This window comes from Streptomyces sp. NPDC090119, assembly GCF_044747085.1.
Taxonomy (GTDB): domain Bacteria; phylum Actinomycetota; class Actinomycetes; order Streptomycetales; family Streptomycetaceae; genus Streptomyces.
In genome coordinates this window covers 1132770-1147122 of the sequence record NZ_JBIVDK010000002.1, presented here as the reverse complement: position 1 = coordinate 1147122, position 14353 = coordinate 1132770, and the positions used below count along the sequence as shown (strand labels likewise).

General features: G+C 73.5%; 11 protein-coding genes. 3 read left to right on the top strand and 8 right to left on the bottom strand.

Annotated features, from left to right (window positions below; translation table 11 throughout):
- Positions 1 to 2: 2 nt before the first annotated feature.
- The 4 genes from ACIPPM_RS12535 to ACIPPM_RS12520 form a co-directional block, all read right to left on the bottom strand.
- The gene (locus ACIPPM_RS12535; protein ID WP_401446301.1) at positions 3 to 1661 is read right to left on the bottom strand and encodes a glycosyltransferase family 2 protein; all 1659 of its coding nucleotides are present in this window, start codon (positions 1659 to 1661) and stop codon (positions 3 to 5) included.
- A complete protein-coding gene (locus ACIPPM_RS12530; RefSeq protein ID WP_401446298.1) occupies positions 1658 to 3856 on the bottom strand; it encodes a CDP-glycerol glycerophosphotransferase family protein in 2199 nt (732 codons plus the stop codon). The genes ACIPPM_RS12535 and ACIPPM_RS12530 overlap by 4 nt, the downstream gene beginning before the upstream one ends.
- Positions 3857 to 3960: 104 nt before the next feature.
- Positions 3961 to 4794, bottom strand: coding sequence for an ABC transporter ATP-binding protein (locus ACIPPM_RS12525; protein ID WP_401446295.1), 834 nt, complete (start codon positions 4792 to 4794; stop codon positions 3961 to 3963).
- Positions 4787 to 5695 (bottom strand): ABC transporter permease, encoded by a 909-nt coding sequence (locus ACIPPM_RS12520; RefSeq protein ID WP_401446292.1) that lies wholly within the window; start codon positions 5693 to 5695, stop codon positions 4787 to 4789. Before ACIPPM_RS12520 ends, ACIPPM_RS12525 begins: the two co-directional genes overlap by 8 nt.
- A gap of 177 nt (positions 5696 to 5872) precedes the next feature.
- Here ACIPPM_RS12520 and ACIPPM_RS12515 point away from each other — a divergent pair, with 177 nt between their 5' ends.
- Positions 5873 to 6496 carry a TetR/AcrR family transcriptional regulator gene (locus ACIPPM_RS12515; RefSeq protein ID WP_401446289.1) on the top strand — a complete coding sequence of 208 codons (624 nt, stop codon included), beginning with the start codon at positions 5873 to 5875 and terminating at the stop codon, positions 6494 to 6496.
- 7 nt (positions 6497 to 6503) lie between these two features.
- Here ACIPPM_RS12515 and ACIPPM_RS12510 read toward each other — a convergent pair whose 3' ends face one another.
- Positions 6504 to 8099, bottom strand: coding sequence for a glycosyltransferase family 2 protein (locus tag ACIPPM_RS12510; RefSeq protein ID WP_401446286.1), 1596 nt, complete (start codon positions 8097 to 8099; stop codon positions 6504 to 6506).
- 25 nt (positions 8100 to 8124) lie between these two features.
- On the bottom strand, positions 8125 to 9390 hold the full coding sequence (locus tag ACIPPM_RS12505) for a glycosyltransferase 87 family protein (RefSeq protein ID WP_401446283.1): 1266 nt from the start codon (positions 9388 to 9390) through the stop codon (positions 8125 to 8127).
- Positions 9391 to 9520: 130 nt separating this feature from the next.
- On the opposite strand from ACIPPM_RS12505, the gene ACIPPM_RS12500 reads away from it, so the two are divergent.
- On the top strand, positions 9521 to 11113 hold the full coding sequence (locus tag ACIPPM_RS12500) for a hypothetical protein (protein WP_401446280.1): 1593 nt from the start codon (positions 9521 to 9523) through the stop codon (positions 11111 to 11113).
- On the opposite strand, the gene ACIPPM_RS12495 is transcribed toward ACIPPM_RS12500, so the two are convergent.
- Positions 11055 to 11579, bottom strand: a complete 525-nt coding sequence (locus ACIPPM_RS12495; protein ID WP_401446277.1) for a MarR family winged helix-turn-helix transcriptional regulator — start codon at positions 11577 to 11579, stop codon at positions 11055 to 11057. The two genes, ACIPPM_RS12500 and ACIPPM_RS12495, sit on opposite strands and share 59 nt — an antisense overlap.
- A gap of 128 nt (positions 11580 to 11707) precedes the next feature.
- On the opposite strand from ACIPPM_RS12495, the gene ACIPPM_RS12490 reads away from it, so the two are divergent.
- Positions 11708 to 12121, top strand: a complete 414-nt coding sequence (locus ACIPPM_RS12490) for an organic hydroperoxide resistance protein (protein WP_401446274.1) — start codon at positions 11708 to 11710, stop codon at positions 12119 to 12121.
- A gap of 9 nt (positions 12122 to 12130) precedes the next feature.
- On the opposite strand, the gene ACIPPM_RS12485 is transcribed toward ACIPPM_RS12490, so the two are convergent.
- The gene (locus tag ACIPPM_RS12485) at positions 12131 to 14347 is read right to left on the bottom strand and encodes a CDP-glycerol glycerophosphotransferase family protein (protein WP_401446271.1); all 2217 of its coding nucleotides are present in this window, start codon (positions 14345 to 14347) and stop codon (positions 12131 to 12133) included.
- Between the last annotated feature and the right edge of the window lie 6 nt (positions 14348 to 14353).

The following is a 14353-nucleotide window of genomic DNA, read 5'->3' as shown; positions in this document are numbered from 1 at the left end:
GTTCACTTCAGCGCGCTCGTCACCAGCCGGAACGCGTTGCGCACCCGGGGCCGGTCCACCTTGCGCACCACCGGCCGCAGTAGCCGGGCGGTGATCCCCACCGGCTGCCAGCGGATCTGCAGGCGGCCGGGGTTGCGGCCCTCGGGCTCGACCGTGATCCGGTGCGCCACGCCCCCCGACTCCACCCGCGCGGTCAGCGCCGGGAAGAACAGCGGGGCCAGCAGCAGCCCCGAGTGGGCGAGGCCCTGCTGCTGGAGCCGGATCTGCGGATGCCGTACCCCCTCGAAGCCCTGGAGGGGGAGTCGGGCCTTCGTCAGGTCCAGGTGGAGGCGGCCCTCGAAGACGCCGGGCCGGACCGGGTCCAGCCGGAACGGCACCGTGAGCCGCCGTCGGCCGGGGGAGAGCAGCAGCGCGGCCCGTTGCGGGCCCACCGGGAGTCGCAGTCCCGGGTCGTAGGTGCGCACCGTCAGGGTCAGCGCGGCGCCGGGGCCGGGCCGCAGGCCGGTGATCTCGTGCCGGAAGTAGGCGGTGGAGAAGGGGCGGGTCTCCAGCTCCAGGTCGGCCAGGTCCAGTTCGCGGCGCCCTCGCTCGGTCGCGGGCACCGTGTCGCCCCAGTAGGCCGTGCCGGACGCGTCGGTGGTGACCTCGCGGGGTGCCACCGGGTGGCCCAGGCCGCGGGCGGCGAGCCGGAGCCCGTCGAGGTCGCCTTCGCGCAGCAGCTCCAGCACCACCCGCTCCGGGCGGGGCAGCCGGGCGTAGGCGCCCTCGGCGAGGGTGTCCAGGTAGGGGTTCATGATCTCGGCGAACTCCGCCAGCCAGGCGTCGTCCCGGTAGGGCAGGTCGCCCGCGTACATCCGGAAGTCGTGCTTGAGGAACTTGAAGTCCTTGTCCTCGCGCAACCCCGCCTGCCCGTTCTCCGCCAGGAAGTCGTCGATCAGGCGCTGGACGTGCACCCGGTCCGCGACGTTGGAGATCTTGTGCCGTTGGTTGGAGATGGAGGCGCTGGACTCGGCCGCGTACGGCTCGATGTACCAGGTGTAGACCGGGTCCGGGATGATCGTGAACGCCCGCGCGAGTCCGTACGCCCGTGCCGAGAAGAGCTGGTCCTCGTAGTGGATGCCCTCGGGGAAGCGCAGTTGGTGGCGGTCGAGGAAGGCGCGGGAGTACATCTTGCTGGTCGACAGGTGCTCGAACAGCAGCCGGGGGTCGGCGGCGATGCCGTCCAGGGTGCGGCGCTCGCGGACCAGGTGGGGCATCCAGGTGGTGCGGCGGCCGTTGTCCACCCGGACCCGGCGCACCGCGCCCATGGCGAAGTCGATCTCCCGCTCCCGGTGCGCGGCGAGCAGCAACTCGACCGCACGCGGCGGCAGTTCGTCGTCGCTGTCGAGGAACATCAGGTACGGGGCGCGGGCGATGTCGATGGCCCGGTTGCGCGGTGCGCTGCACCCGCCGCTGTTCTCCGGCAGCCGTAGATAGCGCACCCGGCCGTCCTCGGCGGCCAGCCGCCGGGCCACCTCGGGGGTGTCGTCGGTCGAGTGGTCGTCGCTGATGACGATCTCGATGTTCCGGTGGGTCTGCGCGCGCAGCGAGGCCACCGCGCGGGGCAGCCGGGCCGCGTCGTTGTAGCCGATGACGGTGACCGTGACGTCGGGGGTCGTCATCCTTGCAGCTCCTCGGGCGTCGGGGCGGGGATACGTTCCTCCAGCTCAAGCACGGGGGGCAGCGCCTCCTCGGGTTCGCCGAGGAACACCCGCCGTACGACCCGTTCGGCGGCCCGGCCGTCGTCGAACTCGCAGAAGCGGCGCCGGAACGCGGTGCGGGCCTTCGTCGCGGTCTCGTCCCGCCAGGCGCCCGAGGTGAGGATCTCGGTCAGCTCCTCCTGGGTGCGGGCGACCCGGCCGGGGGCCTCGGCCATCAGGTCGAAGTAGACGCCGCGCGTGGTGCGGTAGGTCTCCCAGTCGTCGGCGTGCACGACGATCGGGCGGTCCAGGTTGGCGTAGTCGAACATGATCGACGAGTAGTCCGTGACCAGCACGTCGGCGGCCAGGCAGAGTTCCTCGACCGGGTCGTAGGCGGAGACGTCGATGAGGCGGCCGGTGCGGCGCAGGCCGGTCAGCGGGGAGGCGGCGCCGCCGCCGTAGAAGTAGTGGGCGCGCACCAGCAGCACGGTGTCCTCGCCGAGGCGGTCGGCGAGGGTGGCGAGGTCCAGCCGGGGGGTGAACCCGGCCTCGTAGTCGCGGTGGGTGGGCGCGTAGAGGACGGCGATGCGGCCGGGGGCGATGCCGAGGCGCTCACGGGTGGCGCGGACGTCGGCGGCGGTGGCGGTGTAGAAGACGTCGTTGCGCGGATAGCCGTGGTCCAGGGAGGTGTAGCGGGCCGGGTAGGCGCGCTCCCACATCCGGGTGGTGTGGCTGTTGGCGCTGACGCTGTAGTCCCACTTGTCGATCCGGGACAGCAGCGCCGCGAAGTCCAGCCCCTGCGCGGCGGCCGGATGGTCCCGCTGGTCCAGGCCCATGCGCTTGAGCGGGGTGCCGTGGTGGGTCTGGAGGTGGACCGAGCCGGGGCGCTTGACCACCGCGTTGGGGAAGTTGACGTTGTTGACCAGGTACTTCGCGGTGGCCAGCGTCTCCCAGTAGCGGCGGGTGCCGGGGATCACGTGGTCGGTGCCGTGGGGGAGGAGGGCCGCGTTCTCCCTGGTCACCACCCACACCGGGTGGATGTGCGGGGCGAGTTCGGCGAGCTTGGCGGCGATGGCGGCCGGATTGCAGGCCACCCCCCGGTCCCAGTAGGCCGCGAACACGGCCAGGTGCGGGTCGAGCGGCCGGGTGAGCGCCCTGCGGTACTGCTGCTCGCGCAGCCGTACCCCGAGCCGCCGTTTTCGGGCGCGGACCGCCTTCCGGGCCGAGCGCCGGGTGCGGTTGGCGGTCTGCAGCGCCCGGTACCGGGTGTACGCGCCCTCTTCGAGCAGGGCGTGCCGGACGCCCTCCAGGCCCGCCGGGCGCTGATGGCCCTCGGGGCGCCAGCGGACGGCGGCGGCGGAGGCGCGGCGGAAGAACTCGCGGGCAACCGGCTCGGGGAGGTCCTCGCGGGCGAAGACCCGCACCAGGTCGCGCACCATCAGCCCGTACAGCACGGTACGCACCGCGCGGCGGCCCTCGGTGAGCGCGAGCAGCCGCTCGTAGCGCTCGATGAGGGCGTAGCGGTCCTCCGGGGTGCGCGGGGGCAGGCTCTCCGGGCGCAGTCTGCGGTCGTCGTACGCCGTCTGGTCGAGGCAGGCCACGCGGTCGGCGCGCAGCAGGGCGGCCTGGGCGGTGAAGTTCTCGTCGTCGCCGGAGAACTCCTCCTCGTGCGCCCGCCAGAATTCCGCGCGCACCGCACGGGTGCCGAGCAGCGGGGTGAGGCGGAGCAGGTTGGGGGAGTCGTCCAGGGTGACGTCGGCGCGGCCCACCCCGGCGAGCAGGCGGCCGTCGCGGGAGGGGGCGGCGGTCGTGCGCCAGGTGGTGGTGACGTGGTCCAGCAGGACGACGTCGGTGCGCTCGTCCAGTTCGGCGGTGCGCTCGGCGAGCAGCCGGGGGGCTCCGGCGGGCAGGCCGTCCTTGGCGTGCACGAAGTGCAGCCAGCGGCCGGAGGCCCGCGCGGCCCCCGCCGCCCGGGCCGCCGCGTCCGGCGTGCCGTCGGGCAGCGGCACGGTGACCGTCTCCGGGGCGTGGCCCTCGGCCGTCTCCCGCGCCCAGTCGCCGACCGCCGCGACGATCACCTCGGTGTCCGGGAGCGGATGGGCGTCCAGCGAGTCGAGGAGTTCGGTCAGATGCCCCTGGGCGTTGGGTCCGTAGACGATGACGCTGAGTTGGGGCATCTGAAGGGGCTCCTTCGGCTCGTCGTCCCGGCGGTCACCTTTCATAACATACTGTCATTACATGACTGAAAGGGATATCCACGCGTGAAGTGGAAGCCCCTTTCCTACTTCTTCTTGCCCTTGTCGCCCGTGAACGCCTCGTACTCCTTCAGCACGTCCTCGGTGGCGCCGTCCATGCGCAGCTCGCCGCGCTCCAGCCACAGCACCCGCTCGCAGGTGTCCCGGATGGAGGTGTTGTTGTGGCTGACCAGGAAGACCGTGCCCGCGTGCTTGCGCAGCTCGCGGATGCGGGCCTCGGAGCGCTTCTGGAAGGAGCGGTCGCCGGTCGCCAGCGCCTCGTCGATCAGCAGCACGTCGTGGTCCTTGGCGGCGGCGATGGAGAACCGCAGCCGGGCCGCCATGCCCGAGGAGTACGTGCGCATCGGCAGGGTGATGAAATCGCCCTTCTCGTTGATGCCGGAGAAGTCGACGATCTCCTGGTAGCGCTCCTTGACCTGCTCGCGGGACATCCCCATGGCGAGGCCGCCGAGGTGGACGTTGCGCTCGCCGGTCAGGTCGCTCATCAGGGCGGCGTTCACGCCCAGCAGGGAGGGCTGGCCGTCGGTGTAGATGTGGCCGTTCTCCACCGGGAGCAGTCCGGCCACCGCCTTGAGCAGGGTGGACTTGCCGGAGCCGTTGGTGCCGATCAGGCCGATGGCCTCGCCGCGGTAGGCGACGAAGGACACGTTCTTCACGGCGTGCACCCGGCGCACCCCGGCCGCCTTCTCCGCCTTTTCGCGGCGCACGATGCGGTTGAGGGCGGCGGTGGCCGAGCCCCGGCCCGCGCCGGTGCCGTGGACCCGGTAGACGATGTCGACGCCGTCGGCGACGACGGTGGGGACCGGCTCGGCGCTCTGGCCGTGCGGGGTCGGGACGGGGGAGGTGGTCTGCTCAGCCACGGCCGTAGGTCTCCTCAGCCTTCCAGAAGTAGATGAAGCCGCCGATCCCGGCGACGAGCGCCCAGGCGACCGCGGCCGGCCACACGTGCGGGGGCAGCTTGTCGGCGCCGAAGGTGTCGATCAGCGCGAACCGCATGAGGTCGATGTACAGCGCCGCCGGGTTGTACTCCAGCAGGACCGAGAGCACCCGCGGCTGGTCCTTGGTGTGCTGGTCGATGCTCCACATCACGCCGGACACGTACATCCAGGTGCGCAGCAGGAACGGCATCAGCTGGGCGATGTCCGGGGTCTTGGCGCCCATCCGGGCCAGCACCATCGACACGCCCGCGTTGAACACGAACTGCAGCGCCAGCGCGGGCAGCGCCAGCAGCCAGGACGCGGCGACCGGCACCCCCACGCAGAGGATGATCACGATCAGCGCCAGCATCGAGAACAGCAACTGCTGGAGCTGCTGGAGGCAGAACGAGATCGGCAGCGCGGCGCGCGGGAAGTGCAGCGCCCGCACCAGGCCGAGGTTGCCGGAGATGGCCCGGGTGCCCGCCATGATCGAGCTCTGCGTGAACGTCCACACGAACACGCCCGTCACCAGGAACGGGATGAAGTCGGAGACCCCGCGCTTGGTGCCCAGCAGCACGCCGAAGATGAAGTAGTAGACGGCCGCGTTCAGCAGCGGGGTCATCACCTGCCAGAGCTGGCCGAGCTTCGCCTGGCTGTACTGGGCGGTCAGCTTGGCGGTGGCGAAGGCGGTGATGAAGTGCCGCCGGTCCCAGAGCTGCCGGACGTACGCCGGGAGGGAGGGGCGGGCGCCGCTGACGGTCAGGCCGTGCCGGGCGGCGAGTGCCGCCATGTCGCCGGCGGCCGGAATCTGCTTCGGGGGCGGTGCGTCGAGGACCTGGCTCACATCCGCTGCTTTCGATCGGGTGGTGGGGGAAGCGCGGTCCGGCCGTTGCCCGCCCTTTCCGCACGCTTTCCCGTACGTTTACTTACGTCGGGACGGGACCGTATCGTCGCAACGGGAGAGTAGGCCCATCCGGCGACGGAACGCAACCGTTGCGTCGTCCCGCCTATGCTGGTGCGCATGACGACCAACGCCGACGAACCCCCGGCGCGCCCGCGCCGTGCCCCGGCCGGGGCGGCCGTGCTCCGGGAGGACGTGACGGAGGCGATCCGCGCGGCCGTCTTCGAGGAACTGGCCGCGGTCGGGTACGCGCGGATGTCCATCGAGGGCATCGCGCGCCGGGCCGGGGTCGGCAAGACGGCGGTGTACCGGCGCTGGCGTTCCAAGCTGAACCTGGTGCTGGACGTGGTCTCCGCGATGGCGGTCCTCGGCCTCCCGGCCCCGGACACCGGCTCCCTGGAGGGCGACCTCCGGCTGCTGTACGAGGTGATGTCGCGCGCCCTGCGCCACCCCGTCGCCTCGCAGATCATCCCCGACCTCCAGGCGGAGGCCGCCCGCAACCCGGAGATGGCCGAGACCCTTCAGAAGGCCGTGCGGGACGGGCAGGACGGCGTCGCGTCCCGGATCGTGGCGGCGGCGCGGGAGCGCGGCGAGGTCAGCGCCGACCTCGACCCGGACGTCGCCCTCGACCTGATCTCCGGCCCCCTCTACTGGCGCGCGGTGATCATCCGCAGCCCCAAGCTCCCCAAGGGCTACCTGGCGAACCTGGCCAGGGCGACGGCGGGCGCGCTGAAGGCGCTCTAGCCCCCGATCAGCCCCCGATCAGCCTCCGTAGCCGTCCCCGCGCCACCCGTGCCGCCCCCGCCGGTCCCGTCGCCACGCGCAGGGAGAGGGCGCCGGAGTGGGTGGCGTACGGGTGGGCCAGCAGGACGAGGTGGCGGGGGCTGGGCAGGGCCCGTCGGCGCAGGTGGGGGCTGTCGGTGCGGGCGTGGGCCGTGATGTCCCGCCAGGCGCCGTTCTTGAAGTGGACGGTGAGGCACAGGTCCCAGACGCCCGGCCCCAGCGCGTTCAGGTCGACGGCCGCCTCGGCGGTCCAGGTGCCGGGGTGCACCGGGACCAGGGGCAGGGTGATGCGCCGGACCGGGCGGCCGGTCCGGCGGTCGTGCCACCGGGCCGTCACCGCCAGCGGGCCCGCATCGGCGAGGCGGCCGTACAGCTCGTGCAGGCGCAGCCGGAGCCGGGAGGCGCGGGCGTGGGGGAGCAGTTCGGCGTCCATGGCGCAGGGCAGCGCCTCGGTGGGGCAGGTCAGCAGCGGGGTCAGGTCGACGCCGGGACACGCGTCCGACCAGACGGGGGTGCCTTCGGGGGTGCGGGCGTAGGGCGGCAACAGGCGGGCCGGGCGGGCGGCCAGCTCGCGCAGCCGGGGCAGGTCGCGCGGCTCGGGCGACTCCCGCACGAACCGGCCCAGCAGGGTGCCGGGCGCGGCGGGGTCCCGCTCCCAGTCCTCGGCGTCGTACCCGGCGAGGTACTCCCGGGTGTGCGCCCACCAGGCGCGCCGGTACTCCGCGTCCCGTAGGTGCAACTCGCGCAGGTACATGCGCAGTTCGTGGTCGAGGAACTTCGCCCTGGCCGCCCGCGCCAGCTCCGCCGCACCGGCGTCCCGCAGGATCTCGTACGCCTGCGCGCACGCCCGGGTGCGGGAGTGCCAGTTGTCGACGCGCTCCCGGTCCAGTGAGAGCGACAGCCGCTCGGCGGCCCGGCGTACGTGCCACAGGTAGACGCGGTCCGGGACGAGGGCGAGCCGCGGGGCGGCGGCCAGGACGCGGGCGGTGAAGACGAAGTCCTCGTAGAGGAAGCGGCCTTCGGGGAAGCGGATGCCGTGCGCGCGCAGGAAGCCGGTGCGGTACAGCTTGTTGACGCACAGGGTGTCGTGGACGAGGTGCGTGCGGTCGGCGGGGTGCTCGATCAGCGCCGCCTCCGCGTACAGGGACCGCTGCCAGAGGTGTTCGCGGCCCGAGGGCAGCTCCCGGCGCACACACAGCCCGGCCGCCACCTCGGCGCCCGTCTCCGTCGCCGCCCGCAGCAGCGCGTCCACCGCGCCGGGCGGCAGCAGGTCGTCGCTGTCCAGGAACATGACATGGGGCAGGGTCGCCGCGTCGATGCCGGTGTTGCGCGGGGTGCCGCAGCCGCCGCTGTTGACGGAGTGCCGGATCACCCGCAGCCGGGGCTCGGTGGCCGCGAGCCGCTCCAGGAGGGCGGCGCTGTCGTCCGTGGAGCAGTCGTCCACGGCGATCACCTCGCCCACGGCGGGGCCCTGGTCCAGCGCCGAGCGCACGGCGTCGGTCACATGGGCGGCGTCGTCGTGGCCGATGACGACGACGGAGACCTGGGGCAGGGCTTCGGGCATGGGGTCCATGATCGGTGGCGGGCCGTCAGGAACGGGTCAGGGCGCGGTCCTGGACCCGGCCGGTGTCCGGGAGGGCGCGGGTCGCGGGCACCCTGGCCGGGGACCGGGTGGACCGCCACAGCCGGACGAAGGACAGCACGGCGGCCGCCAGCAGCAGCCCGTTGCGGGCCAGGGTGAGCAGACAGCCCGGCCAGGTCCCGTCGATGACCGCGCCGTAGCTCACCGGGAAGATCAGGGTGCTCAGCCCGGTCGAGACCAGGATCAGCACGGCCACCGGGCGCTGGACGGTGTGCCGCGACGTCAGGCAGACGGCGGCCAGCCCCAGCAGCCAGATCAGGTACTGCGGGCTGATGACCCGGCTGGTCACGGTGAACAGCAGCACCGCGGTGAGCGCCGCGTCGTACGGCGTCGCCGGGGAGAAGTGCCGGGCCCGCAGTCGCCACACCACCAGCAGCGCGAACGCGACCGCCGTCAGCGCGAGCGAGACGGTGGCGACCGTGTGCACCTGCGGGCCGACCAGCTCCATCGAGCCGTACTGGTAGCGGACCCGCCCCGGCCAGCCCGCGTGCCGGGCCAGGTTGAGCGCCGTGCCGCCGAGCGACTCGATCTGCACCCCCCGGTCGCCCTGTTCGCGCAGGAAGCCGAAGGGGTTGGCGAACAGCAGCGCCAGCACCGCCAGGGACGCGCATCCGGCCGCCGTCGCCCAGGACCACGCCGAGCGTGTCGCCCGTCCGCGTGACACGCCGAGCAGCACCAGCGCGGGCCAGACCTTCACCACCGCGCCCAGCGCCCCGAACACCCCGGCCGCGCGCGGCGACCGGCCGAGCGCGAGGAGGGCGGCGACGCCGAGCGCGGTGACCTGGACGTCGTAGCGGGCCAGCGGCAGATGCAGCAGCAGCGGCAGCCCGCCCACCCACAGCGCGGCCCCGCGCAGACTGCGCCCGGTGCGTCGCCCGGCGACGGCCAGCGCCACCGTGACGGCGACGTCCGCCACCAGCGTCAGCAGCACGAACGCCTCGAAGTACGACAGCCACGGCAGCAGCCCCGGCGCCAGCAGCACCAGCCCCGCGCCCGGCGGGTACTGCCACAGCGTGTCGTGTGTGGGGAACGTGCCCTGCGACAGGACGCCGTACCAGTGGAAGTACAGCCGCCACACCTCGCGCGACACCGAGCCGCCGCCCAGCACGTGCGCCGAGCCGAAGGCGAGGAGCCCCAGCATCAGCGCGCGGGTGGCCAGCCAGCCGGCGACGAGGGCGAGGACCGGACCGGAGGTGACACGGAGACGGTTCATCGCGTGGGAGCCTAATCCGCGCGGATGGTGTATCCATGCTGATACGCCGTCAATGATCGGAAAAGACTGACTCATCGCAAAAGATCGGGCCGTGGTGGACGTCGGGCCTCTGATGGAAGCGCAGTCGCCCGTGGCGGCTGGAACAACGGTGGTCGTGCCGGGCGGCGCGAGCGCGGAGCGGACCCGCCGGGTGCCCTGGCGCGTCCGGTGGGGCGCCCCCGTGTGCCTGCCCGCGCTGGTGATGCTCGGGCTCGGGCTGTGGGGGGTGGACCGCGGTGGGATGTGGCGCGACGAGGCCGTCACCTTCCAGGTCGCCCGCCGCTCGGTGCCGCAGATCTGGCAGCTCCTGCACGGCGTCGACGCGGTGCACGGCCTGTACTACCTGCTGATGCACGCCCTCCTCGCCCTTCACCCGAACGAGGTAATGCTCCGGCTGCCCTCGGTGTGCGCGGCGGCCGTCACCGCGGCCCTCGTCGGCGAGCTGGGCGTCCGCCTCGCCGGACCGCGCGTCGGCCTGTGGGCCGGACTGCTGTACGCCGTCTCGCCGCTGGCCGGCCACTACGCCCAGGAAGGCCGCTCGTACGCGCTCGTCGCCGCGGGCGCCACGGGCGCGACCCTGCTGTTCGTCCGGGGCGTGCGCACCGGCGCCTGGCGGGCCTACGGCGCCGTCCTCGCGGTCACCTGCTGGCTGCACGAGTTCGCCGTGCTGCTGCTCCTCGCCCACGCGGTGTCCCTCGCGCTCACCCGGATCGGCGCGCGGATCTGGCGGGGCTGGGGAAGCGCGGCCGGGGTCGTGGGACTCACCCTGCTGCCGATGATCCTTGTCTCGCACGCCCAGTCCGCCCAGCTGGCCTGGGTGCGGCCGCCGACCTGGGCGACCGCGCAGAGCCTGCTGCGCTGGTTCCTGGGGCCGGGCGACGGCGTGTTCTGGACCTGCCTGGTGCTCGCCGTCCTGGGGCTGGCCGGACTGGCGGCGCCGCCGGGGCGGCTGACCTGCGCGCGGGTGGGCCTGCCGCTCGCCCTGGTGCCGCCCGCCGCCCTGATGCTGGCCTCCCAGCTCTCCCCGCTCTACGTCGACCGCTACGTCCTCTACGCCCTCTCCGGCGCCCCCCTGCTGGTCGCCGCCGGGGCCGACACGGTGGCGCGGGCCGGTGCCCGGCTGCGGCTGCGGGTGCCCCGGCCGCCGGTGCTCGCCCTCACGGGGGCCGCGCTGGCCGCCCTGGCGCTCTGCCTCCAGCTGCCGCTGATGAGCGAGGACCGCGACCCGGCCCACCGCCCGGACGACCTGGCCGCCGCGGCACGCGTGGTGGCGCGCGAGGTGCGGCCCGGCGAGCCGGTGCTGTTCCTGCCGACCCAGGCCCGCAACGCCGCCCTCACCTATCCGGCCGCCTTCGCGGGCGTCCGCGACGTGGCCCTCGACGAGCCGGGCCCCGAGTCCGGGACGCTGTACGGGCGGGAGGCCGACGCGGCCGAACTGCGGCGGCGGCTGTCCGGTCTCGACCGGGTGTGGGTGGTGGCCGACCGGGATCTGCTGGCCGGTCGCTGGAGCCCGAGCGGCCCCGCCGAGCGGGCCAAGATGGCCGTACTGGCCCAGGAGTTCCTGCCCGCCGAGGAGTCGGCCGAGGGGTACGCGGGGGTACGGCTCTACGTCCGCCGGGTCGCGCTCAGTGCTCTGCCGGGCCTTGCTCCAGTTCCCGGACCGCCGCGTCCAGCGCCCCGGTGAGCCGGTCGAGGCGCTCGCGCAGCTCACCGATCTCGGCCGGGTCCGCGCCGGTCGCGGCCGCGATGCGCCGGGGCACCTCCAGCGCCCGTTCGCGCAGCGCGACGCCCTCGCCGGTGAGCGACACCCGGACCGAACGCTCGTCGCTCGCGTCGCGCTCCCGGCGCACCAGACCGGCGCCCTCCAGCCGCTTGAGCAGCGGGGACAGCGTGCCGGAGTCCAGGCGCAGACGCTCGCCGAGCCGCTTCACCGGCAGGCCGCCGCGCTCCCAGAGCACCAGCATCACCAGGTACTGCGGATAGGTGAGCCCGAGGTCCTTGAGCAGCACCCGGTAGACGCCGTTGAAGGCGCGGGAGGCGGCGTTCAGGGAGAAGCAGATCTGCCGGTCCAGGCGGAGCCAGTCCGGGTCGGCGGCGAGGTCGCTGACGTCGGTGACGGGGCCGGCCGGCGGGGTGGGCGAGGCGCTCATGACACCCAGGATAGCCGGACGGCCGCGATTTGGTTGTGCACAATTTAATTGTGTGCTCTACTCGTGATCGAGGGCGGCGGTCCTCCCGGTCCGCCGCCACCGACTTCTCCGAGAGGACCGGTCCCCCCATGGACGCGCTCTACACCGCCGTCGCCACCGCCACCCACGGCCGAGAGGGCCGCGCCGTCTCCTCCGACGGCCGCATCGACCTCCCGCTCGCCATGCCGACCGAGATGGGCGGCGACGGCCAGGGCACCAACCCCGAGCAGCTCTTCGCCGCCGGTTACGCCGCCTGCTTCGGCAGCGCCCTCGGCCTGGTCGGCCGCCAGGCCAAGGTGGACGTCTCCGACGCCGCCGTCACCGCCGAGGTCGGCATCGGCAAGGAGGGCGAGGGCTTCGGCCTCAAGGTGACGCTGCGCGTCGAGCTGCCCGACACGGTGGACGAGGAGACCGGCCGCAAGCTGGTCGAGACCGCTCACCAGGTCTGCCCGTACTCCAACGCCACCCGCGGCAACGTCGAGGTCACCCTCGTCGTCGAGTGACCCGGCCCCTCACGAGGACCGGGTGAGCTGATCGGCTCCCACGGCCGGGCCGGGGATGCGCGCCGCAGCGGTGGCGGGCATCGCCTCGCCGAGCAGCAGGGTGCGCACCACCCGCTCGGCGGCCCGGCCGTCCTCGAACTCGCAGAACCGCGCCCGGAAGTCGGCCCGCAACGCCGCCGACTCCCGGTCCCGCCACGCCCCCGACTCGAACAGCCGCGTCAACTCGCCCTGTGAATAGGTGACATGACCCGGCGGGCGGGCGGTGATGTCCAGATAGGCGCCCCGGCTCGCCCGGAAGGTGTCCCAGTCGTCGGCGTGGACCACGATCGGACGGTCCAGCACGGCGTAGTCGAACATGATCGACGAGTAGTCCGTGACCAGCGCGTCCGAGGCGAGCAGCACCTCCGCCGCGTCCGGCTCGTCCGTCGCGTCGACCACCACTCCGCGCCGGGCCAGCTCCGCCAGCCCCGCCCCGCGCGCCGGGCCGTTCGCCAGCGACGGGTGCAGCCGCACCACCAGCGTGTGCCCCTCGCCCAGGTCCGCCGCGAACGCCGCCAGGTCGATCCGGTCCACATGGCCGCCCCGGACGTGGTCACGCCGGGTCGGGGCGTACAGCACCACCGTGTGGTCCTCGGGGATGCCGTGCGCGCGGCGGAACTCCCGGCCCCGCGAGGCGCCCGCGCCCACCAGGACGTCGTTGCGCGGGCTGCCGGTGCGGACCGAGGTGAAGTGGCAGGGGAAGGCCCGCTCCCACACCAGCTCCGCGTACCGGCCCGCGACCAGGCCGTAGTCCCAGCGGTCCGCCCGGCGCAGCATCCGGGGCACGTCGAAACCGAGCCGGGCGCCGGGCTTGTCCAGCAGATCGGCACCCACGTGCTTCAGCGGGGTGCCCTGGTGGGTCTGGATGTGCGTGACACCGGGGCGCTTGACCAAAGCGCCGGGCCAGTTGACGTCGTTGACGAAGTACGAGGCCCGTGCGGTGACCTCCAGATAGCGCCGCGAGCCCAGCAGCACGTACTCGGTGTCCGGGGGCAGGGTCGCCGCGGTCTCCTCGTCCCGCACCACCCACACACCGCGCAGCCGGGGCGCGATCAGCTCGGCCGCCCGGTACACCGCCGCCGGGTCGCCGAGCATGCCCCGGTGCGAGGACGCCGAGTACACCACCAGGTCCGGGTCGAGCGGGCGGCGCGACTGCACCGCCGACCAGCCGCGCCGGGCCCGCGTCCCGGCCGCCGTCCGCAGCCGCGCCGCGCGCCGTCCGGCCACCCGGCCCGCCTGCGCGGCCCGGCGCCGCAGCAGGTACGCCCCGTAGCCGCCCTCCAGCACACGGGTCTCGCCCTCGGCGCGGACGCCCTCCGGCCGGTGGGTACGGAACATCTCCGCCGTGCGCCGGAAGAACTCGGCCTTGTCACCCGGCGGCAGCCGGTCCGGCTTGGCCAGGATGTCCAGGCAGTGCTCGCCCATCTTGCGGTGCAGGTAGGGCCGCCACCGCCACAGCTCCGGGTTGCCCTCGACGAACGCGAAGACCCGCTCGTACTGGTCGTGCACGTCGAAGTGCTTGCGGCTGGTGGTGGAGAGGATGTTGCCCTGCCTGCGCTGGCGGTAGTGCAGACAGATCCGGTCCAGGGTGGCGATCCGCCCGGCGCTCAGCATCACCGGGAACGTCCACGGGGTGTCCTCGTAGTAGCCCGGCGGGAACGCGAAGCCGTGTCCCGTCACGAAGTCGCGGCGGTAGACCTTGTTCCACACCACCATCAGCAGGTCGAGGATCTCGGGCCGCTCGGCCGCCGTGAAGGTGCCGTCCTCGGCCGCCAGCACGTGGGCCAGGACGTTGCGGCGGGTGCCGCCCCACCAGTAGGTGCGGGCGTAGTCGAAGACCAGCACGTCCGGGTCGTCCGCCTCCGCCAGCCGGTCGGCGACGGCGGCCAGCGCGCCCGGGGTCAGGGTGTCGTCGCTGTCGAGGAAGAACAGGTAGTCGCCGGTGGCGTGCGGCATCCCGGCGTTGCGGGCCCGGCCGAGCCCGACGTTCTCCGGCAGGTGCAGCACCTTCACCCGGGGGTCGCGGGCGGCGTACTCGTCGAGGATCGCGCCGCAGCCGTCCGGTGAGCGGTCGTCCACGGCGATCACCTCCAGATCGCCGAAGGACTGCCCGAGCACCGAGTCCAGGCACTCGCGCAGGAAGCCCTGCACCTTGAAGCAGGGGACGATGACACTGAAGCGGGGCACGGCGGA

What these genes read in the sequence shown, in the direction of transcription:
- ACIPPM_RS12535 (WP_401446301.1), bottom strand. Translation starts at nt 1,661, where the DNA reads ATGACGACCCCCGACGTCACGGTCACCGTCATCGGCTACAACGACGCG.
- ACIPPM_RS12530 (WP_401446298.1), bottom strand. Translation starts at nt 3,856, where the DNA reads ATGCCCCAACTCAGCGTCATCGTCTACGGACCCAACGCCCAGGGGCAT.
- ACIPPM_RS12515 (WP_401446289.1), top strand. Translation starts at nt 5,873, where the DNA reads ATGACGACCAACGCCGACGAACCCCCGGCGCGCCCGCGCCGTGCCCCG.
- ACIPPM_RS12510 (WP_401446286.1), bottom strand. Translation starts at nt 8,099, where the DNA reads ATGCCCGAAGCCCTGCCCCAGGTCTCCGTCGTCGTCATCGGCCACGAC.
- ACIPPM_RS12505 (WP_401446283.1), bottom strand. Translation starts at nt 9,390, where the DNA reads ATGAACCGTCTCCGTGTCACCTCCGGTCCGGTCCTCGCCCTCGTCGCC.
- ACIPPM_RS12495 (WP_401446277.1), bottom strand. Translation starts at nt 11,579, where the DNA reads ATGAGCGCCTCGCCCACCCCGCCGGCCGGCCCCGTCACCGACGTCAGC.
- ACIPPM_RS12490 (WP_401446274.1), top strand. Translation starts at nt 11,708, where the DNA reads ATGGACGCGCTCTACACCGCCGTCGCCACCGCCACCCACGGCCGAGAG.